Origin of the sequence: Micromonospora sp. NPDC005206, from assembly GCF_040608175.1 — a bacterium.
In the GTDB taxonomy this organism is placed as follows: domain Bacteria; phylum Actinomycetota; class Actinomycetes; order Mycobacteriales; family Micromonosporaceae; genus Micromonospora.
This window is the reverse complement of record NZ_JBEXHU010000022.1, coordinates 108,726-129,482: the sequence shown is the minus strand read 5'-3', so window position 1 is coordinate 129,482 and position 20,757 is coordinate 108,726. Positions and strand designations below refer to the sequence as shown.

Below are 20,757 nucleotides of genomic sequence, written 5' to 3'. Positions count from 1 at the left end.
TCCTCGGAGCAGCGTGTCTCGATCATCAGGTGGGTCAGGGCGCCGTCGATGTACAGCACCGCCTGGTCGGCCGTGCCGAGGTCCGGGGCGTCGTACCCGAGACGTGCCGGTGCGACGTCCAGCTCCGCTGCCCGCGCCTCGCTGGCCTGCTGCACGCTGGCCGCGTGGCGGCGTCGCGCTTCGGTCAGCCAACAGGGCCTGCTGTCACGCAGCGACCGCACGTCCCGTTGGGTCCAGGGGCGGTCGAGTTTCGGCAGGTCCGCGTAGTCGATGCCGAGGACCTTGGCCGCCCATCTCGGCTTCACGACCTTGTCCAGTTTCCCAGGCGTGACCACACCGTAGCGTCTTGTCCATGTCACCACGATGGACGCCAGACCCGGATGTTCGCCGAGGTAGAAGCGTTGTCCACAACCTGCAGGTTCATCTTGTCTTTGTCACCACGTATCGGCGGGACGTCCTCAACGACGCGATGCTCACCGACGACCACGTCCACCTGCTCGTGCCCTACCCGCCCAAGCTGCCGATCTCCACACTGGTCAACCGACTCAAGGGCGTCTCGGCGCACTACCTGCGCAAGGAGTTCACCGGCCGGATCAACCGGCACATCATGCATGGGCACCTGTGGTCCCCTTCGTACTTCGCCGCGTCCTGCGGCGGCGCCCCACTGGAAGTGATCAAGGACTACATCAAAGGGCAGAGACGTCCCGGTCCGTGACGCGATTCCTCCCGGCCCTCAAGGACCGGGATTCTCGCTACATCCGGTTGAAGCCGATGTTGGCGGTGGCGCCGGCACCGAGGTTGCCGTTCCACGACTCGTTGGTGGCGGTGACCTGGTTGCCGGTCTGGCTCCACCGCGCCGACCAGCCCTGGGTGACCCGCTGGTTTCCGGGGAAGGCGAACATCAGCGCCCAGCCGGTGAGCGGGTCGCCGAGGTTCTTGATCGTCATGTTGGCGCTGAGGCCGGTGCTCGGACCCGCGTCGACGCGATCTGGCCCCTGTCGCATTGAATCGACAGTCAACCATGGAAGCGTTCCCACAACAAGCGCGCAGCGAGCCGAATAAGCCCCATGTTTCGATCTCGTTTTGGGTCTTTCACAAAGCCGTGACGGGCGTTACAGTCGCATCATCATCGATGGGAGCGCTTCCATCGATGATGGTTCCAAGTAGAAGATCACCGGGACCGTCTCTGACGAGCCCGGGGAACCAGCCCGAGGGCTGACGACGGGCCAGCCCGGACGCCGCCGTCAGCCATCATCCCGCCACAGGGAGGGAGGTGGAACCAGAGCCACTCGCGTGGCCCGGCTCCCGCGCGACACACACGGCAGGACCCACAATCCGCCCGTGTGTGTGCAGTTGCGGTGGGGACGGGGGTTGCCCTCCCCCGTCCCCACACTAAACCCCCGTACACGATGGGAAAAGAGGCCGACGGGACAGGCGCTCCGCGCCGCCCGGTCGGCCTCGTTCGCTGTCCGGGGCCCAGACCGCCGCAACCCGCCACCGCCGGCCGACACGACGGCCGGCTGACCGGGTCGGCCGCCCCTGCCCTATTGTGGGAGCGCTCCCGAAACTTCGGCGGTTGCCCCGTATCCACGAGGAGAATCCATGTCGATACCTACCGGGCCCGCCGGCCCGCTGCGCTTCCCCCGCGACTTCGGTTGGGGCGCGGCCACCTCCGCGTACCAGATCGAGGGCGCCGCCAAGGAGGACGGCCGCGGCGAGTCAGTCTGGGACACCTTCAGCCGCACCCCCGGGCGCACCCGCAACGGCGACACCGGCGACGTGGCCGCCGACCACTACCACCGCTACGCCGAGGACCTCGACCTGATGCGCGACCTCGGGCTGCGCAGCTACCGCTTCTCCATCTCCTGGCCCCGGATCCAGCCCGACGGCACCGGCGCGCCCAACCAGCGCGGGCTCGACTTCTACCGCCGTCTCCTGGACGGCCTGCACGAGCGCGGCATCGCCCCGATGGCCACCCTGTTCCACTGGGACCTGCCGCAGGCCCTGCAGGACGCCGACGGCTGGGAGTCCCGCGACACCGCCCACCGCTTCGCCGACTACGCCGACGCGGTGTTCCGCGCCCTCGGCGACCGCGTCCCGGTCTGGCTGACCGTCAACGAACCTAAGACCGTGGTGCAGAACGGCTACCTCGGTGGTCACCACGCCCCCGGCCGGCAGGACCCGGACGCGGCCTACCTCGTCGCCCACCACCTGCAACTCGCCCACGGGCTCGCCGTCCGGGCGCTGCGCGCCGCCGGCGGCACCGGCCGGATCGGCCCCGCGCTCAACCTGCACCCCTGCTACCCCGCCGACGATTCACCGCAGGCCGCCGCGGCCGCCCGGCTCTACGACGGCTACGAGAACCGCCTCTACCTCGACTCCCTGCTCAAGGGCAGCTACCCCTCGGATGTGCTCGCCGACCTGGGCCCGCAGAGCCGGATGGCACGCGGCATCCGCGACGGCGACCTGGCCGTGATCTCCTCGCCGGTCGACCTGCTCGCCGTGCAGTACTACACGCCCATCTACGTCACCGCCGACGGCGGCACCGTGCAACGGTGGCCGACCTCCGAAGCCGAGTGGCAGCAGATCTACCCCGACGGGATGTACGACATCCTGACCCGGGTCACCCGCGAGTACGGCCCGATCCCGCTCACCGTCACCGAGAACGGGCTGCCCACGCCGGACGCCATCGCCGCCGACGGCAGCGTCGACGACGCCAGCCGGATCAGCTTCCTGCGCGACCACCTGGCCGCCGCGCACCGGGCCATCGCCGCCGGGGTGCCGCTGGAGAGCTTCCACGTCTGGTCGCTGTTGGACAACTTCGAATGGGATGAGGGATACGACCAGCGGTGGGGACTGGTCTACGTGGACTACCCGACCCAGCGGCGGGTGCTCAAGAGCAGCGCCCACTGGTACCGCTCGGTCATCGCCGACGGCGGCTTCTGAGCGGGCCTCCGCCCGGGCCCCGGCGGCCGGCTCCGGTGAGCCGGTGACCGTCCGGGGCACGGCCGGGGCCGGTCAGCGGGGCAGCGCCTGCTGCAACTCCGCCCGCAACGCCGGGGTGAGCATCTCCCCCGCCTGCTTCGCCAGCCGGGCCATCTCGTAGCCCACCACGCCGATGTCCGCGTCCCCGGCGGCGAGGGTCGCCAGGATCGACCCGTCCCGGACCTGCATCACCAGGAAGTAGCCCCGGCCCATCTCGACCACCGTCTGCTTGACGACGTCACCGTCGAACATCTGGGCCGCGCCCGCGGTGATGCTCATCAGCCCGGAGGTCACCGCGGCGAGCTTGTCCGCGTGGTCGCGGGGCAGGTTGTCGGAGATCGCCACCAGCAGCCCGTCGGAGGAGACCACCACCGCGTGCGCCACGCCCGGCACCCGCTCCGCGAACGCGCTCACCAGCCAGCTCAGGTCCCGTGCCTCCTGGCTCAACGTCGTCACTGTCGTCGTCCCCCTTCATCGTGCCCCCCGGACGGCGGCACGGGTATCTCGGTGGTGTCCTCGGCCTTGGCACGCCGTACCCCGCTGTAGAGCCGGGAAAGCATGCCACCGACCGCTTCCGGGTCCAGGTCGTCACGCGCCGGCGCCGCCTCCGGCCGGGCCGGGCGCGTGACCGAGGAGAGCTGCGCCATCGGCACCCGCATCGGCAGGCCCTGTTCGTTCGTGCCGGCGGTCACCGGGGTTGCCGGCGGCACGACCGGCCCCGGCACCGCCGGCCCGGACGGGCCCTCCCGGGACCACCAGCCGCCGCCGTTACCCGACGAGGCCGGGGTGAGCACGTCCTCGGCGCGGACCGGCACCGGGCGGGCCTGACGCGGCACGGCGGCCCCGGGCCGGCGGCCCGCGATCGGCAGGTCCAGGGGCGCGACCGCCGGCCCGGACGCGGCCCGGGCACTCCCGGACATCCGCTGCGCGCCAACGCCCCGAGCGGCGCCGGCCGCCAGCATCCGGGCCGGGGCGGGCGGATCCAGCTCCACCGCGCCCGCCGGGGCCAGCAACGCGGCGGGCAGCGCGAGCCGGGCGACCAGGCCGTTGTGGCCGCCGTCCAACCGCACCCGCACACTGAGCCGAGCGGCCAGGTGGCTGACCACGAACAGGCCCATCCGCTCGACCGTCGCGACGTCCGCGGCCGGCGGGCTGGCCAGCACCTCGTTCGCCTCGGCCAGGGCGGCCGGGCTCATGCCCAGGCCTTGGTCCGTGATCTCGATCAGCGCGCCCGCGGCCTCGACCCGGGCGGTCACCGCCACGACGGTGTCCGGGCGGGAGAACGCGGTCGCGTTCTCCAGCAACTCGGCCAGCATGTGCACCAGCTCACCGACGGCATGCCCGACCAGGTACACGTCGCCCACCGACTCCAGGCGAACCCGCTGGTACTGCTCGATCTCAGCCGCGGCCGCCAGCAGCACCGGGCCGAGGCCGACCGGCCGGTTCCACCGGCGGGTGGACTCGGTGCCGGCGAGCACCAGCAGGCTCTCGTCGTTACGGCGCATCCGGGCAGCCAGGTGATCGAGCTTGAACAGGTTCTCCAACTGATCCGGGTCGCTCTCCTCGCGCTCCAGGTCGTCCAGCAGCTCCAGCTGGCGCTCCACGAGCACCTGGCTGCGCCGGGCCAGGTTGACGAACATCGCGTTGACGTTGCGCCGCATCGTCGCCTGCTCGACAGCGACGGTGACCGCGCTGCGGTGCACCGCCACGAACGCCTCCGCCAGCTCGCCGATCTCGTCGAGCGAGCGGACCACAGCCGGCGCGACCTCGATGCCCGGCACCCCGCCGGTGACGGTCCGCAGCCGGTCCAGCGCGTCCGGCAGCTCGACCTGCGCGATCCGCAGCGCCTGGCTGCGCAGCAACCGCATCGACCGGGCTACCGAGCGCCCGACGAGCAGCGAGATCAGCAGGGCGGCCAGCAGCACGGCGACGATCCCACCGGCCACCAGCAGGGTGGTCCTCAGCTGGCCGCTGCTGGCGCCGTCGGCCTGCCGGACAGCGTCGTCGAGCACCCCCGCCTCGACCTGGCGCAGCAGCTCCTGGCGCTGCTCACTGGCCCCCCACCACTGCTCCGAGGGCAGCACCTCGGGCGTCGCGTCACCGGCCGGCAGGCTGCGCTCCTCCAGTTGGGTGGCGACCAGGAACAACGGGTCCACCGAGGTCTCGTCGTACCGGCGGATCTGGTCGGTGGTGGCGGCCACCCGGAACGCGCCGAGCGCGGTCAGCTGCTGGGCGCGCAGGTCGGTCAGGAGCACCCGGTCCTCGGTGCCGTACCGACCGGCGCGGGCGGCGGCGTAGAGCTGGGCCCGGACCCGCGAGGAGAGCTCCTTGACCCGGGCGATCTGGACGTAGCGCAGCACCGCGTCGCTCAACGCCGGCCGCTCCTGCCCTGGCGTCGGCTCGGCGAGCAGGTCGAGCAGCGTGTCGACGGCGCGGTGGTAGTTGCTCAGGATGGTGTCGGTGCTGAGCACCGCGGGCGGGATCGCCGGCCGGATGTCGACCACCTGGTCGTACGCCTCCAGCACCTCCGAGAACGCGACCCGCCAGGACGCGTCCGCGTCGGCCAGTGGCTCAGCCGCCCGGCGCAGGTCCACGATGGCCCGATCGGTCGCCGCCTGCAACGGCTTCAGGGCGGTGGACGCGGCCTCCCGGTCACCACCCCTGCGCAGCTCGCCCAGCTCCCCCGCCGAGCGGTCCCGCTCCTGCTGGAGCTGGTGCACGACGGCGGTGATCTGCCGGCCGATGCCGACCTGCCGGGCGAAGTCGTTCAACGCCGTCGTCCGCCCCACCAGCGCGCTGGTCTGCACACCGGCGAGCACCAGGAACGCCACCGACGGCACCACCAGCACGGTGGCCAGCTTGGTGCTCATCCGCCAGTCCCGCAGCCGGAACGGCGAACGGCGCCGGTGCGGAACAACCCGGACGTCGAAGCGACGCCGGCGATGGTTCGACACCGCACCGTTCACCGGGTCGGGACCTACCGCCACCCTGCCTCCTCCGTCCTGCCGCGTCCACCGCGGTCCGGGGAGTCGCAGTCCATCCAACCAGGCTCGGGAGCGCTGTCAACGGCCCGGTCGGAGCAAAACTTGAGCAGTTGATACCGACGGGAACACCGGCCGTTTACGGCTGGGAGGAACGCCGGTATGCCCCTCACATTGGTCGCTGCTGTCATCCAGGTACTCCTTGGCGCATCCTCACAGGTGCCGGCCAAGGTACGACGGCGACCACGGGTGGTTGACCAACAGGTAACGACGAAGGGCATCGTTTCCTGTCGCAGGTAGCCGGGCCGACACGCCCCTAAAACTGTTGACCGATTTCTGGGCAGGGCGACAGTGGGCGGGTAGTGCACGAACGAATTGGATGTCATCGGTGCTGTCATTGGCTCCGCATCACGGCGGCGAAGTCTGCGCACCGTTACAGTGAGCGCGTGAAGCTGGTTGTGCCGGTGAAGCTCCTGCCGACACCCGAGCAGGCGGCGGCACTCGAATCGACCCTGCGCCCGTGCAATGCGGCGGCTTGCGACGTGGCGACGGCGGCGCGTCAGGTTGACTGCTATCGCAACTACGAACTGCGCAAACACACCTACCAGGGCATCAAGGCCGAATACCGGCTCGGCGCCCAGGCAGCGCAACACGTCATCAAGAAGGTCGCCGACGCTTACGCCACCTTGACGGCGAACATCCGGGCCGGCAACCTCGGCAAGGCCGGCTCGAGACGGCGCTGGCGGGCCGAGGTCAGCCCGATCGGGTTCCGATGGAACGCAGCCCAGCCCTACGACGCCCGGATGCTGTCCTGGCACCACGACACCCGCACCGCGTCCATTTGGACGACTGCGGGCCGGCTAAGGGACGTGGCGTACACCGGCTCCGCCGGTCAGATCAAGGCCGTCGCCACCAGCAAGATCGGCGAGTCCGACCTGGTCTACCGCGACGGCATGTGGTTCCTGCACGCCACCGTCGAGGTGGCCGAGGCGCCGATGTACGAGCCGGACGGCTTCCTCGGCGTGGACATGGGCATCGTCAACATCGTCTACGACTCTGACGGCAACCGCTATGCCGGAACGCGGCTCAATGGTTACCGCCGCAGGCAGGCCCGGCTGCGGGCCAGGTTGCAGGAGAAGGGCACCAAGTCGGCCAAGCGACTGCTGGCCCGGCGCAACAAGAAGGAAGCGCGGCACGCCGCAAACGTCAACCACCACATCGCCAAGACCATCGTGACCGAGGCTGCACGCACCGGCCGTGGCATCGCCGTCGAGGAACTGACGGCGATCCGCGATCGGGTCCGGCTGAGAAAGCCCCAACGGGTCACGCTCCACTCGTGGTCGTTCCGCCAGCTCGGCAGCTTCCTGGCCTACAAGGCCCGCCGAGCCGGTGTACCGCTGGTCGAAGTCGACCCGCGTTATACCTCCCAGACCTGCAACGGCTGCGGTCACCGCGACAGGCGGAACCGGCTGGACCAGGAAACCTTCCATTGTCGGTCTTGTGGGGTCGTTGCCCACGCAGATCACAATGCAGCCCTCAACATCGCCAAGCGCGGTGTCGAGAGCTGGGGCGCGGTCAACCGCCCGCACGCGGCACCACCTCGCAGCCAGCGAGAGGTTGATCCGCAAGCTCGCCCATTCATCGGCGGGTAGTTGACGAAGGATACTGCGGCAAGACCAGCTCGTCCGTCCGGCCGATGTCGGCGAGCTCGACCGCGTCACCGAAACGGCCCAGCGCCACCAACGCGCCGCCGGTGGCGCCGATCTCCGGGTTGCGTTGGTGCGACACCGGTCGCGGCGCGAGCGCGGAGGCGAACGCCTGCCGCCACCACACCGAGGCGGCCACCGCACCGCCGCCCAGCACCACCTCGACCGGTTTGTCGATCGTGGACTCCAGCACGGTCAGATCCTCGGCGACCAGCTCGCACAACCCCTGCATCAGCCCGGCCAGGATGTCCACCGCGGTGGTGCCGAAGCTGAGCCCGCGCACCTCGCCGGTGCCCGCCGGCGCCAACCCCGGCGCCCGGTCGCCGCCGAAGCGCGGGTCCGCCGGCCGCCCACCGCCCGCCGGCACCAGCGCCAGCGCCGCGTCCAGCTCGGCGCCCCGGGGCAGCCGCAGCTCCCGGTCGGCCCAGGCGAACAGGCTGCCGCCGCTGGAGTACGCCGCGCCGGTCACCACGTGGTCGTGGTCGACCCGGTAGCGCCACAGCCGTTCGGGCAGCCGGGGCAGCGGCCCGCCGGCCGGGACGCGCTGCATCAGTCGTACGGCGGCGGAGGTGCCGACGGTGACCGCGGCGCGGCTCGGGTCGACGCAGCCCGAGCCGACGTTCGAGGCGGCGCCGTCGCCCACCGGCGGCGACCACCGAGCCTCGGCCAGCTGCGGCCACCGGCGGGCGCGGTCGGGCCGCAGCCGGCCGTGCCACGCCAGCTCGCCCAGGGCCGGCAGCTCCCGCGGTCGCGTGCCGGCCAGCGCCAGCGCCTCCTCGTCCCAGCGCAGGTTGCCCAGGTCCAGCAGGCCGGTGCCGGAGGCCTGGGAGACCGACATGGGCGCCGCTTCGAGCAGCTCGCCCAGCACGTACTCGGGCAGGCCGACGAACCGGGTGATCGGTGTGCCGGACATCTCGCGCAGCCAGGGCAGCCGCACCGACCAGTAGGAGCGGTGCCACCAGCAGCCGGTGCGCTGGTGGAAGTCGTCCGGGTCGGCCGGGCCGGGCGCCCCGTCGAGCGGCGCCGGACGGGTGTCCAGCCAGGTGATCACCGGGCCCAGCGGGGTGCCGTCGCGGTCCAGCGGGAGCACCGAGTGCCACTGCGCCGAGACGGCCACCAGCTCGACGTCGCGCAGGTGGCCGCCCTCGGCCAGCTCGTCCAGGCACTCGATCAGGCAGGCGAGGTAGCCGGGACCGGAGAGGGTGCCGGTGCCGTCGTCGCCGAGGGCGAGGCTGACCTTCCGCCGGGCCAGGGCGCCGGGCAGCGGTTGGGTGTCCCCGTCCAGCACCAGCCCACGTACCGAGGAGGTGCCCAGGTCGAGCGCGAGAATGTTCATCGCCGGTCAAGTTACCCGGTGCCGGGCGTGTCGGAACGCTGGTCGGGCCGGGCGCACCGGTACACCCGAACGGCTACCCGGCCGCCCGGTGGGCGCGTAGGGTGGATCGCATGCTCGCGCACCTGACCTGCTGGTGGCCCGCCGACCCGGCGGCCACCTACCGCGCGTAGCTCCATCCACGCGGCCGCCATCGAGGCGGCCGCCGGATCTCCCGGCCCCGATGGCCGCCCCACCGGCGGCGCCCGGCCCGACGGAGAATCCGATGACCCACCTGACCGACCTGCTCGCCGCCGTCACCCGCGGCGTCGACCCCGGCCCCTTCGCTCTGCTGCGCCGCGACGGCGCCGATGAATTGGAGCTGTTCACCGGCCCGGTCGACACCGTGGACCGGCTGGTGGACATCCCCCTGCCGCCGGGGCCCGGGGCGCGGACGCTGGCCGTCGTGCCCTACCGGCAGATCACCGAGCGGGGCTTCGCCTGCGTCGACGACGGCGCCCCGCTGGAGTACCTCCAGATCCGCGAGCACCACCGGATCGCCCTGGCCGACGTGCTGGCCGCGCTGCCCGACGAGCCGGTGCGCGCCGTCGACGCCGCGTTCGACGTCACCGACGAGGAGTACGCGGGGACGGTGCGGCGGGTGCTGGCCGAGGAGATCGGCCGCGGCGAGGGCGCCAACTTCGTCATCCACCGCACCCTGCACGCCACCGTGCAGGGCCCGCCGCTGGTGGCCGCGCTGGCCGCGCTGCGCCGACTGCTGGTCGCCGAGCGCGGCGCCTACTGGACGTTCGTGGTGCACACCGGCGAACGGACCCTGGTCGGCGCCAGCCCGGAGCGGCACGTCAGCGTCGACGACGGGCTGGTGATGATGAACCCGATCAGCGGCACCTTCCGGCCCGCCGACGGCACGCCGGACCAGGCGGCGCTGCTGCGTTTCCTCGCCGACCCCAAGGAGGTCGAGGAGCTGTACATGGTGCTCGACGAGGAGCTGAAGATGATGGCGACCGTCGCCGAGCACGGCGGCCAGGTGATCGGCCCGTACCTCAAGGAGATGGCACACCTGGCGCACACCGAGTACCTGCTCGCCGGGCGGGGCACCCGCGACGTGCGGGAGGTGCTGCGGGAGACGATGTTCGCCCCCACCGTGACCGGCAGCCCGATGGAGAACGCCTGCCGGGTGATCGCCCGACACGAGCGGGTCGGCCGGGGCTACTACGCGGGCGTGCTGGCCCTGCTCGGCCACGACGACGCGGGCCGGCAGACGCTGGACGCGCCGATCCTGATCCGTACCGCCGAGATCTCCCCCACCGGCCGGCTGCGGGTGCCGGTGGGCGCCACCCTGGTCCGGCACTCGACGGCAGCCGGCGAGGTGGCCGAGACGCACACCAAGGCGGCCGGGGTGCTGGCCGCGCTCGGTCTCGGCCCGGCGGCGCCCGTCGGCGGACGCGGGCCGCTCGCGCGGCTGGCCGACGACCCGGCGGTACGCGACGCGCTGGCCGCACGTAACGCCCCGCTGGCGCGGTTCTGGCTCGACCAGCGGGCACCGGACGCGCCGGGCCTGCCCGGGCTGGTCGGCCGCCGGGCGCTGATCGTGGACGCCGAGGACACCTTCACCGGGATGCTGGCCCACCAGTTGGGCGCGTTGGGTCTGGCGGTCACGCTGCGGCCGTGGCACGCCGGTGGCCCCCTCGACGCCTACGACCTCGTGGTGGCCGGGCCGGGACCGGGCGACCCGGGCAGCCCGGACGAGCCGAAGATGGTGGCGCTGCGAGCGCTGCTGACCGGGCTGCTCGCGAGCGGCCGGCCGACCCTCGCGGTGTGCCTCGGCCACCAGGTGCTGGCCGGGCTGCTGGGGCTGCCGCTGCACCGTCGGGAGGCGCCCTACCAGGGGTTGCAACGCGAGGTGCCGCTGTTCGGGCACGTCCGCCGGGTGGGCTTCTACTCCACGTTCACCGCTCGCGCCGACGCGGACCGGCTGGACACCGCGTACGGGCCGGTGGAGCTGGCCCGGGACGTGCGCGACGGCGCGGTGCACGCCCTGCGTGGGCGCGGCTTCGCCGGCCTGCAGTTCCATCCGGAGTCGGTGCTCAGCCCGGACGGGCTCGCCGTGCTGACCGAGCTGCTGGGCGACCTGCTGCCGGCGCCGCACCCGGACGAGCTGTCCGCCGCCGGCGGCCGGGCATAGTCACCCCCGCCCGGGGGTACGGCGGAATCGACCGGCGGCGCGGACGGGCCGAGAGCCCCCGCCCGCGCCGCCGGTCCCCTGCTGTGGACCGCGTCCCCGCTGCGGTCAGCCGGCCAGGCCCTTCTTCAGGGCGGTGCCGATCTGCACCGCCCGCCGGGCGGTGAGCGCGGCGGCGCCCAGCGCCACGCTGTCCGGGGCGATCTCCCCGTTGTTGCTGGTGTGCGAGGCGCCGTAGGGGTTTCCCGCGATGAACTGGCTGGTGTCGGTGTAGCCGGGGGTGACCACGATCCCGCCCCAGTGGTAGAAGACGTTGAAGAGCGAGGTCAGGGTCGTCTCCTGCCCGCCGTGCGCCGTCGCCGTCGAGGTGAAGGCGGAGTAGACCTTGTTGGCCAGCGCGCCCTGGGCCCAGAGCGGGCCGGTGGTGTCGATGAACTGCTTCAGCTGGGCCGCCACCAAGCCGTACCGGGTCGGCGCACCGAGGATCGCCACGTCGGACCAGGCCAGATCGTCGACCATCGCCTCGGGCACGTCCTGGGTCTCCAGGTGGTGCGCCTGCCACCCGGAGTTGGAGCGGATCGCCTCGTCCGGCGCCAGCTCGCGTACCTTGCGCAGGCGCACGTCGGCACCGGCGTCCCCGGCGGCCTCGCAGACGGCCTGCGCCATCTGGTACGTGATGCCGGTGGCGCTGTAGTAGATCACCGCTACCTTGGTCTGGGCAGCCATCAGATGTTCCCCTTCTCGTCTGAGTCAGCTCCGGCGACTACCCCCCACCCGCACCGTCAAACGAGATCCGGCCCCGCTGTCCGCACCGAGCGGCCCGGCCGAGGCCTCAATTTCTCCGCGTAGCGCGGTCAGGGGTCTGCCGGCCGGTCCCGCCCCGCTCAGCGGACCAGGGCCGCCATCAGTCGCTCCAACTCCGCCGCCGGGTCGGCGGTGAGCCCGGTGTGCACCGGCCCGGTCTGGATCATCGTGCTGCGCGGCGCGGCCAGCCAGTGGAACCGCTCGCCGAGCCGCATCCGGGTCGCCGGACCGTCACCGGCGCAGGTCCGGTCCCAGGATTCCAGCACCGCGGCCACCGCCGGCAGGTCGACGTCGGGTGCGAGCGCGCGGACCCGGTCGGCGTCCAGGTGCGTCCGCGCGGCCAGGAAGTCGCGCTGCTGGCAGTAGAGCAGCACCCCGACGTTGATCTGCTCGCCGCGCTCGATGCGGGGCACCAGCCGGATGACGGCGTACTCGAATGGTTGTCTCATGCCGCGCTCCCCTGCGGGAGCCAGTCGGCGGTGCGGGCGACCCGGGCGGACAGGTGCGCCAGGTACGCCTCCCGCGCCGCGTCGGCCGAATCGAAGTCGGCGGCGGCGGTGAGCCACTCGTCGGGCACCAGCGCCAGCACCTCGGTGAGCAGCTCCGGGGTGACCCGTGGCGCCAGCTCCGCGTCGGCCTCGGCCAGTCGGGAGGCGTACGGCGCCAGCACGTGGTCCTCGGCCCGGTACGCCCGATGCACGGCCGCGGCGGCGCGCGGCCAGTTGTGGTGGAAGTACAGGCAGGCGCCGTGGTCGATCAGCCACAGCTCCCGGTGCCAGACCAGCAGGTTCGGGTTGCGCCAGCTCCGGTCGACGTTCTCCACGTAGGCGTCGAACCAGAGCACCCGGGAGGCCAGCATCGCGTCGACGGGGTGCGCGACCGGGTCGAAGCCCAGCGCACCCGGCAGGAAGTCCATGCCCAGGTTCGCGCCGCCGCTGTTGCGCAGCAGCTCCTGCACCTCCTGGTCGGGCTCGGCACGCCCGATCACCGGGTCGATGTCGAGCACCACCAGCGGCGGCACCCGCAACTCCAGCCGGCGGGCCAGCTCACCGCAGATCACCTCGGCGATCAGCGCCTTGGGCCCCTGCCCGGCACCGCGGAACTTCGCCACGTACGTGCCGAGGTCGTCGGCCTCCACCACGCCGGGCAGCGAGCCACCCTCGCGCAGCGGGGTGACGTATCGGATCGCGGTGACCTGGCGGAGCACGTCGCCCACCCTACTGTGATCTCCGGCCGCGCCCGCCGGAAGTGTGCCGTGGACCGCGTCAACGGACCCTCTTGTGACCGGAGACGACGTGTAACCACGCGTGAAGTCTGGACGGGCTGCCACCCATGAATCGCGTCCTTTGCTCTGCTTACTCGGACGCAACACCGCGCTGAGCAGGGATTACGCCGCAGCTTCGCGCGAAGCTGCTCGGCAGGGCCGAACCCTGAGTAACTGTTGCGCCCGCCTAAGCAGTGCAAAGGGAAATGGGACAGTGGTCGGGAGCGCGCCGCGGGTCACCCGATGTGACGGGCCGAGGTGCTCCGTCGCCCACCGCGAGGGACGTCGCGCCCGCGAGGGACGTCGCGCCCGCGAGGGCGTCCGTCCGCCGCGCCGTGCCCGTCAGGGCCCTGCCCGCCCGCCGAGGCGGACGTGCCCAGCGTGCCACCGGTGTCAGTCGAGCTTGTCGCGCAGGTCATCGACCTGCTGCTGGAGGCGGTCCACCGCGCCCTCGTTGTTGATGAAGGTGGTGATGCCCGCGGCGAGGCCGAGGCCGATCAGCACCGCCAGGATGCTCAACACGAGGCCGCCGACCGCCACACCCCGCCCGGTCACCCCTGGTCGCGCGGCCATCTTCAGCCCGACGATGCCCAGGATGATCCCGATGATCCCGAGCACCAGACCGAGCCAGGCCAGGATCGCGGTCAACACGCTGATCAGACCGGACACCCCGAAGACCAGGGCGAAGGTCGCGGCCGCGCTGGTCTTGGCGCCGGTGCCCGCCCGATGGCCCTGGGACCCGGCAGTCACGCCGGATCCGCGGGCCGGTTCGCTTGCGGCACTCATGACACTCCCTTCCGCACGCGCGGCGCGCGCACTTCCGGTCGGCCGCTTCCCCACTGCGCTGGCCGTTATGCCCCCGACTGCGATCCGGCGGCGGGTGCGCGGGGTGTCGTGTCGACCCGGACGTCGGTGGGTGGCCCTAGGCTGGCGGCCCCGACAACCGGAAGGAGCACCCGATGCCCGTCGACCTCAGCGCGGCCGACGCGTTGGCGCTGCGGATGACCAGCCTGCTGCTGCGCCCGCACCCGGGCACGCGACCCGGAACCGTCGGCGAGGTGGTCGAGTGGTTCGGTGCGATGCAGGCGCAGGACCTGGCCAGCGGGCTGTGGTCGCTGGGCGCCCGGCTGCCCGGGTGGACCGTGGCCGACGTGCAGGCGGCTCTGGAACGGCGCGAGGCGCTGCGCACGTGGCCGATGCGAGGCACCGTGCACCTCGTCCCGCCCACCGACGCGCGCTGGATGCTGGAGGTGACCGGCATCCGGTCGCTGGCCGGCGCGACGACCCGACGGGGGCAACTCGGGCTCACCGACGTCGACGCGGACCGGGCGGTGGACGTGCTCGGTGCGGCGCTGGCCGGCGGTGGCCGGCTCACCCGGGCGCAGTGTCTGGCCACCCTCCGCGCGGCCGGCCTGGGCACCGACGGTCAGCGGGGCTACCACCTGCTGTGGTACGCCAGCGTGCGCGGGGTGACCTGCCTGGCGCCGAACATCGGCACCGAGCAGACCTTCGCGCTGCTCGACGAGTGGGCGCCCGGGCCACGCCGGCTGGACCGGGAGGAGGCGCTCGCCCTGCTGGCCCACCGCTACGTGCGCGGGCACGGGCCGGTCAGCGCCCGCGAGTTCGCCGGCTGGACCGGCCTCACCCTGACCGACGCGCGGCGCGGGCTGGCCGCCGCCGGCGACGCGCTGACCGTGGTGCGGGTCGACGACGAGGAGATGTACGTCGACGCGGCGTTGGCCGACGCGCCGCGCACGCCGGTCGACGACGTGCTGGTGCTGCCCGGCTTCGACGAGTACCTGCTCGGCTACCGGGATCGCGCGCTGATGCTCGATCCCGCGCACCAGGCGGCCGTCGTGCCGGGTAACAACGGCATCTTCCAGGCCACCGTGGTGCGGGCCGGCCGCGTGGTGGGCCTGTGGAAGCGGCGCATCGCCCGGGCCGCGGTCACCGTGGCGATCCAGCCGCTGACGCCGCTGGACGCCGGTGAACGTGCCCGGGTGGAGCAGGCACTGGGTCGGTACGCGGGCTTCCTCGGCCTGCCACCCCGGTTCGACTGGCCGGTCTGACCGGGGCTCGCCTCGGCGTCAGTCCTCGGCCGGGCGGGCCGGTCGCGGGCGGGCCGCGGTGGGCAGCTCGACGGGGCCGGCGGGTGAACCCCGCCGGCCCCACCATGATGGACGCCACTCAGTTGGCGAGCGCGCCGGCCGCCCGTCCCTCGTGCAGCGTGAGGTTGCGGCCGTTGGTCGGGTCGAACAGGTGGATCTTCTCCAGGTTGAACCAGACCCGGCGCGACTGCCCCTCGGCCACCGGTGACTCGGCCGACAGCCGGGTGACCAGGTTCCCGCCACCACTGGCGAAGTCGGCGGCGCCCGCGTCGGCGGCCAGCTCCTCCAGCTCGGCGGCGCTGGCCCGCTCCCCCTCGACGGTGAAGTAGACGTACTTGTCCGAGCCCATCGACTCGACGATCTCCACCGGCGCCTCGAACTCCAGGCCCCGGCGGCGGGTGTCCTCGTCGACGAGCTCGGCGTCCTCGAAGTGCTCGGGGCGGATGCCGAGGATCAGCTCGCGCGGCGCGTCGGCCGCCTCCAGCTCGCGGCGGACCCGGTCGCCGAGCGGCACGTCGCCCAACGCGGTACGCAGCCCGCCGTCCTGCACGGCGGCGTGCAGGAAGTTCATCGACGGCGAGCCGATGAAGCCGGCCACGAAGAGGTTGCGCGGGTGGTCGTACAGCTCCTGCGGGGGCCCGACCTGCTGCACCGCACCGCCGCGCATGATGACCACCCGGTCGCCGAGGGTCATCGCCTCGGTCTGGTCGTGGGTGACGTAGACGGTGGTGGTGCCGAGCTGCTTCTGCAACCGGGACACCACGGTACGCATCTGCACCCGCAGCTTCGCGTCCAGATTGGACAGAGGCTCGTCCATGAGGAACGCCTTCGGCTGACGGACGATCGCCCGACCCATCGCCACCCGCTGGCGCTGCCCGCCGGAGAGGTTCGCCGGCCGACGGTCCAGCAGCGAGGTCAGCTCCAGCACCTTCGCCGCCTCGTCGACCTTCTGGTTGATGGTCTCCTTGTCCAGCTTCGCCAGCCGCAGCGGGAACGCCATGTTCTCCCGCACGGTCATGTTCGGGTACAGCGCGTACGACTGGAACACCATGGCGATGTCCCGGTCCCGGGGGGCCTTGTCGTTGACCCGCTGGCCGCCGATGCGCAGCTCGCCGGAGCTGATGTCCTCCAGCCCCGCGATCATGTTGAGGGTGGTGGACTTGCCGCAGCCGGAGGGTCCGACCAGGATGACGAACTCGCCGTCGGCGATCTCCAGGTCGACGTCCTGCACGGCGACGGTCCCGTCCGGGAACTTCTTGCTCACCTTGTCGAGCACGATGTCAGCCACGACTACTCACCTATCCCTTGACTGCGCCGGAGGTCAGGCCGGACACGATGCGGCGCTGGAAGAAGAGGACGAACAGGATGATCGGAACGGTGATCACGACGGCGGCCGCGCAGATCGCCCCGGTGGGGTCCTCGAACTGCGACTCGCCGGTGAAGAACGACAGGGCGACCGGCACCGTACGGGCCCGCTCGGTGGAGGTCAGCGTGATGGCGAACAGGAAGTCGTTCCAGCAGAAGATGAAGACCAGGATCGCCGTGGTGAACAGCCCGGGCGCGGCCAGTGGGGCGATGACCCGCCGGAACGCCTGCCCCTGGGTGGCGCCGTCCATCTTCGCCGCCTTCTCCAGGTCCCACGGGATCTGCTTGAAGAACGCCGACAGCGTGTAGATCGCCAGCGGCAGCGCGAAGGTGATGTACGGCAGGATCAACCCGGGCCAGGTGTCGAAGAGGCCGAGCTGACGCTCGATCTCGAACAGCGGCGACACCAGCGACACCTGCGGGAACATCGCGATCAGCAGGGAGACGCCGACCAGCAGCCCCTTGCCGGGGAAGTCCAGCCGGCTGATCGCGTACGCGGCCATCGCGCCGAGCACCACCGCGACCAGCGTGGCGATCAACGCGATGCCGATCGAGTTGATCAGTGCCCGGACGAACTGGTCGGTGTCGAAGATCGTCCGGTAGTTGTCCAGCGTCCACTCCCGGGGAATGAAGTTCCCGTCGGTGAGGGTGGCCGGCGTCTTGAACGACAGCGACGCGATCCACAGCACCGGGACCAGCGCGAAGACGACCACGAGGATGTCCAGGAGACCCCAGCGCACCCGGGCCCGGGTGGTGGTTTCGGTACCGGTGGCCATGTCAACGCCTCTCGGAGTCGTCGCTGCCCGGGGCAGCGGTGCCGAACAGCTTCACGAAGACGAAGGCGATGATCGCCACGGTGATGAAGATCAGCACCGACATCGTCGACCCGATGCCGAGGTTCAGGCCCCGGATCAGGTTGTTGTAGGCCAGCATCGACACCGACGACGTCTCGTTGCCGCCGGCGGTCAGCACGAAGATGTTGTCGAAGACCCGGAACGCGTCCAGGGTGCGGAACAGCAGCGCGACCAGGATCGCCGGCTTCATCACCGGCAGCATGACCTTGGTGAACCGCTGCCACGACGTCGCGCCGTCGGTGGAGGCGGCCTTGAGCAGGTCCTCCGGGACCAGCGCCAGCCCGGCCATCAGCAGCAGCGCCATGAACGGGGTGGTCTTCCAGATCTCGGCGAGCATGATGATCGCCAGCGAGCTGGCGCGCTCGGTGAGCGGCGCGCCGTCGCTGAACAGGTTGGCCAGGTAGCCGGTGCCGGGCGTCCAGGCGTACCGCCAGGAGAACGCGGCGACGACGGTGACGATGCCGTACGGGATCAGCGCCGCGGTCCGCACGATGCCCCGCCCGACCAGCGTGCGGTGCATGATCAGCGCCAGCCCCATGCCGAGCACCAGCTCGACGCCCACGGTGACCACCGTGATCAGCATGGTCACCCCGAACGCGGTCCACCAGAACTCGTTGGTGAGCACGGTGACGTAGTTCTCCAGCCCGATGAACTTGCGCTCGTCGGGGAAGCGCAGGTCGAAGCGTTGGAGCGACAACCAGACCGAGTAGAGGATCGGGTACGCGGTCACCGCGACCATGACGAGCGCGGCCGGCGCGCAGAGCAACCAGCCGAGCTTGCGTTCGGCCTTCTTGTTCTCGCTCAGCGGCGGCTTGCGACGGCCGGCGCGCTGGGTGGGGACGGTGGCGTGCCGGCCGGTGGAGCGGGTGGTCTCCTCGGCGGTCACGTCCGCCCCGGTCGGGGTCGCGGGCAGACTCATGGGAGGACCCCCTTGGACTGGAGTGCGTCGGCGATGGCGGAGCGCAGCTCATCCGCGGTCTGCTGCGGACGGATCGCCGACGGCGGCGACAGGATCGCCGACATCACGGTGGAGATGCTCTGGTAGGCCGGGGTCAGCGGGCGGGTCGCCGGCTCCTTCAGCTCCTCCAGGATGGTGTCCTTCATCGGGTACGCCTCGGTCATCTCCGGCTCGTCGTAGACGGCCTCGATGGTGGGCGGGACGCCGTCGTTGATGGCGGAGAACTTCTGGTGCTCGGCGTCGCGGATGCACCGGGCCGCCTCGAAGGACAGCTCCGGGTGCTTGGAGTAGGAGCTGACCGCCAGGTTCACCCCGCCGATGGTGACCTTGCTGGGGGTGTTCTCGTCGACGCCCGGGATCCGGGCCCAGCCGACCTGCTTCGCCAGTTCGGGGTTCGCCTCCTGAAGGGCGGGATAGACGAACGGCCAGTTCACCTGGAAGGCTCCCGCACCGGACTGGAACTCCAGCCGGACCGGATCCTCGATGGCGTTGGTGAACGACGGCGAGGTCACGCCCGACGTGGCGAAACGCTGCAACTGCTCCAGCGCCCGGACCGTGCCGGCGTCCATCACGGCCTGCTTGCCGTCGTCACTGAGGATCTTCCCGCCGGCGCTCTCGGCCAGGGTGTTGTAGAGGACGACGAGGCCCTCGTACTGGGCGCCCATGGTGAGCACCTGGTACGGCTTGCCCTGCTCCTTGAGCTGCTGGGCAGCGGTGATCATCTGGTCCCAGGTCTTCGGCGGCTGCGGCACCAGGTCCTTGCGGTACCAGAGCAACTGGACGTTGGTGTTCTTCGGCGCGGCGTAGAGCTTGCCCTCGTAGCGGGCGGTGTCCAGCGGCCCGGAGAGGGTGCCCTGCTCGACCTCGGTCTTGTCCTGGCCGGTCCACTCGCGGATCCAGTCCGCGCTGGCGAACTCCTGGGTCCAGGTGACGTCCAGGCCGAGCACGTCCATCCCGGTGTCCTCGGCGGCCAGCCGACGCACCATCTGCACCCGCTGTTCGTCGGCCTGCCGGGGCAGCACCTGGTAGGCGATCTCGTACCGCCCCTGGGCCTGCGCGTTGCAGTCGTCGACGACCTTCTGCAGGTTCTGCTCCGGCGGGTAGTACAGGTTGATCGTCGGTGGGCCACCAGCGTCACCGGAACCGCAGGCGGCCATGGGCGCCACCAGCGTCAGCGCGGCGGCTGCCGCCACCGCGCGTACCCGTGGTCGCCGTCGACGTCGGGCCTCGTCAGGGTCGCTCATCACCCCTCCCCTCTTGTCGGCCAGCCGCCGGGGAAACGCACCGCGCCCCGGCGCACGGCGAGACGATCGGGGCGCTGGACCAGCGGCGCGCGACCCCGGACGTTTCGTGGCCTTCACACTGCCCGACCTGGAAAGTCGCGAAACCTGACGCCAGTGGGGACCTGGCCGACCGGCCCGGTGTGCGCGACGTCACTTCGGGCGGGTCGGAGGGGGCCGCGTACTCGAGGGCCGGGGGCCCGGCATGCTGTGCCGGTGATCGCACGCTTCAAGGACCTCTGCCTGGACGCCGCCAACCCGCGCCTGCTAGGTGCCTTCTGGGCCCGGATCCTCGACGCCGACGTGGCCGACGCCGGCGGCGAGGACACCCGCGTCGACCCTCGTGCCGCCCGCTCGGGCGCCGAGTCGATCTGGGTGAACCAGGTGCCGGAGCCGCGTACCGGCAAGACCCGCGTACACCTGGATCTGCGGCTGGCCGGCGCGGAGCCGTCGGCGCTGATCGCGGCCGGCGCCCGGCTGCTCCGCGCACCGTCCGGGGACGTGACCTGGTGGGTGCTCGCCGACCCGGAGGGCAACCCGTTCTGCGGGTTCGCGGCCCGCAAGGGCACCCAACCGGGCCCGTTCGAGCTGGTCGTGGACTCTGCCGACCCGGCGGCCCAGGCCGCCTGGTGGGCGGGCGTGGTCGGTGGCACCGCCGAGTTCGGCTCCGGTACCGCGTCGCTGGTCGGCGCGGCCGGGTTCCCCTGGGAGCGCTGGGTGTTCGACGCGGTGCCCGAGCCCAAGACGGTCAAGAACCGGATGCACTGGGACGTCGATCTGGTCGACCCGGAGCCCGCGGCGCTGATCGCGGCGGGCGCGACGCTGCTACGCGAGCCGCAGGACGAGAGCCGTTGGTGGGTCCTGGCCGACCCGGAGGGCAACGAGTTCTGCGCCTTCGCGCCGCGTCCCATCGGGTGAGCGACCGACTACCCAGCGC

Annotated in this window: 18 protein-coding genes and 1 pseudogene; 6 read left to right on the top strand and 13 right to left on the bottom strand. The window is 71.8% G+C overall.

Features of this window, described 5'->3' with window-relative positions; genetic code table 11:
* Positions 1 to 305 (bottom strand): hypothetical protein (locus ABZU69_RS29535; RefSeq protein ID WP_354967576.1); only part of this gene is annotated, 305 nt, incomplete at its 3' end.
* Positions 306 to 352: 47 nt separating this feature from the next.
* Between ABZU69_RS29535 and tnpA the strand changes: the two genes are divergently transcribed.
* Positions 353 to 715: an IS200/IS605 family transposase gene (tnpA, locus tag ABZU69_RS29530; RefSeq protein WP_354967575.1), complete on the top strand. Its 363-nt coding sequence runs from the start codon at positions 353 to 355 to the stop codon at positions 713 to 715.
* A gap of 46 nt (positions 716 to 761) precedes the next feature.
* Here tnpA and ABZU69_RS29525 read toward each other — a convergent pair.
* Positions 762 to 965, bottom strand: a pseudogene (locus ABZU69_RS29525) (cellulose binding domain-containing protein); the annotation flags it as partial.
* 637 nt (positions 966 to 1,602) lie between these two features.
* On the opposite strand from ABZU69_RS29525, the gene ABZU69_RS29520 reads away from it, so the two are divergent.
* Positions 1,603 to 2,946: a GH1 family beta-glucosidase gene (locus ABZU69_RS29520; RefSeq protein ID WP_354967574.1), complete on the top strand. Its 1,344-nt coding sequence runs from the start codon at positions 1,603 to 1,605 to the stop codon at positions 2,944 to 2,946.
* Between the two features lie 72 nt (positions 2,947 to 3,018).
* Here the strand turns inward: ABZU69_RS29520 and ABZU69_RS29515 are convergent, their stop codons facing one another.
* Complete coding sequence (locus tag ABZU69_RS29515; RefSeq protein ID WP_197701306.1) at positions 3,019 to 3,432, bottom strand: roadblock/LC7 domain-containing protein; 414 nt, start codon at positions 3,430 to 3,432, stop codon at positions 3,019 to 3,021.
* A gap of 5 nt (positions 3,433 to 3,437) precedes the next feature.
* Positions 3,438 to 5,972 carry a nitrate- and nitrite sensing domain-containing protein gene (locus ABZU69_RS29510; protein ID WP_354967573.1) on the bottom strand — a complete coding sequence of 845 codons (2,535 nt, stop codon included), beginning with the start codon at positions 5,970 to 5,972 and terminating at the stop codon, positions 3,438 to 3,440.
* Positions 5,973 to 6,412: 440 nt separating this feature from the next.
* Between ABZU69_RS29510 and ABZU69_RS29505 the strand changes: the two genes are divergently transcribed.
* Entirely contained in the window at positions 6,413 to 7,618 is a 1,206-nt protein-coding gene (locus ABZU69_RS29505; protein WP_354967572.1) for a transposase, read from the top strand.
* On the opposite strand, the gene ABZU69_RS29500 is transcribed toward ABZU69_RS29505, so the two are convergent.
* Positions 7,605 to 9,008, bottom strand: a complete 1,404-nt coding sequence (locus ABZU69_RS29500) for an FGGY family carbohydrate kinase (protein WP_354967571.1) — start codon at positions 9,006 to 9,008, stop codon at positions 7,605 to 7,607. The two genes, ABZU69_RS29505 and ABZU69_RS29500, sit on opposite strands and share 14 nt — an antisense overlap.
* Positions 9,009 to 9,270: 262 nt before the next feature.
* Here ABZU69_RS29500 and ABZU69_RS29495 point away from each other — a divergent pair, with 262 nt between their 5' ends.
* Positions 9,271 to 11,190, top strand: a complete 1,920-nt coding sequence (locus tag ABZU69_RS29495; RefSeq protein WP_354967570.1) for a chorismate-binding protein — start codon at positions 9,271 to 9,273, stop codon at positions 11,188 to 11,190.
* A gap of 105 nt (positions 11,191 to 11,295) precedes the next feature.
* Here the strand turns inward: ABZU69_RS29495 and wrbA are convergent, their stop codons facing one another.
* The 4 genes from wrbA to ABZU69_RS29475 form a co-directional block, all read right to left on the bottom strand.
* Positions 11,296 to 11,913 (bottom strand): NAD(P)H:quinone oxidoreductase, encoded by a 618-nt coding sequence (wrbA, locus tag ABZU69_RS29490; RefSeq protein WP_354967569.1) that lies wholly within the window; start codon positions 11,911 to 11,913, stop codon positions 11,296 to 11,298.
* Between the two features lie 158 nt (positions 11,914 to 12,071).
* Positions 12,072 to 12,440 carry a DUF3037 domain-containing protein gene (locus ABZU69_RS29485; protein ID WP_354967568.1) on the bottom strand — a complete coding sequence of 123 codons (369 nt, stop codon included), beginning with the start codon at positions 12,438 to 12,440 and terminating at the stop codon, positions 12,072 to 12,074.
* Positions 12,437 to 13,198, bottom strand: a complete 762-nt coding sequence (locus ABZU69_RS29480) for a HipA family kinase (protein WP_354967567.1) — start codon at positions 13,196 to 13,198, stop codon at positions 12,437 to 12,439. Before ABZU69_RS29480 ends, ABZU69_RS29485 begins: the two co-directional genes overlap by 4 nt.
* A gap of 450 nt (positions 13,199 to 13,648) precedes the next feature.
* Positions 13,649 to 14,005, bottom strand: coding sequence for a hypothetical protein (locus ABZU69_RS29475; protein ID WP_354967566.1), 357 nt, complete (start codon positions 14,003 to 14,005; stop codon positions 13,649 to 13,651).
* Between the two features lie 209 nt (positions 14,006 to 14,214).
* Between ABZU69_RS29475 and ABZU69_RS29470 the strand changes: the two genes are divergently transcribed.
* Positions 14,215 to 15,324 carry a winged helix DNA-binding domain-containing protein gene (locus ABZU69_RS29470; RefSeq protein WP_354967565.1) on the top strand — a complete coding sequence of 370 codons (1,110 nt, stop codon included), beginning with the start codon at positions 14,215 to 14,217 and terminating at the stop codon, positions 15,322 to 15,324.
* A 118-nt stretch (positions 15,325 to 15,442) separates the two neighbouring features.
* Here ABZU69_RS29470 and ugpC read toward each other — a convergent pair whose 3' ends face one another.
* The 4 genes from ugpC to ABZU69_RS29450 are packed head-to-tail and all read right to left on the bottom strand — an operon-like array spanning position 15,443 to position 19,784.
* A complete protein-coding gene (ugpC, locus tag ABZU69_RS29465) occupies positions 15,443 to 16,651 on the bottom strand; it encodes a sn-glycerol-3-phosphate ABC transporter ATP-binding protein UgpC (RefSeq protein ID WP_354967564.1) in 1,209 nt (402 codons plus the stop codon).
* 10 nt (positions 16,652 to 16,661) lie between these two features.
* Complete coding sequence (locus ABZU69_RS29460) at positions 16,662 to 17,504, bottom strand: carbohydrate ABC transporter permease (RefSeq protein WP_354967563.1); 843 nt, start codon at positions 17,502 to 17,504, stop codon at positions 16,662 to 16,664.
* A 1-nt stretch (position 17,505) separates the two neighbouring features.
* On the bottom strand, positions 17,506 to 18,501 hold the full coding sequence (locus ABZU69_RS29455) for a sugar ABC transporter permease (RefSeq protein WP_354967562.1): 996 nt from the start codon (positions 18,499 to 18,501) through the stop codon (positions 17,506 to 17,508).
* Positions 18,498 to 19,784, bottom strand: a complete 1,287-nt coding sequence (locus ABZU69_RS29450) for an ABC transporter substrate-binding protein (protein WP_354967561.1) — start codon at positions 19,782 to 19,784, stop codon at positions 18,498 to 18,500. The genes ABZU69_RS29455 and ABZU69_RS29450 overlap by 4 nt, the downstream gene beginning before the upstream one ends.
* A gap of 252 nt (positions 19,785 to 20,036) precedes the next feature.
* Between ABZU69_RS29450 and ABZU69_RS29445 the strand changes: the two genes are divergently transcribed.
* Positions 20,037 to 20,738 (top strand): VOC family protein, encoded by a 702-nt coding sequence (locus ABZU69_RS29445; protein WP_354967560.1) that lies wholly within the window; start codon positions 20,037 to 20,039, stop codon positions 20,736 to 20,738.
* The last annotated feature ends 19 nt before the right edge of the window (positions 20,739 to 20,757 follow it).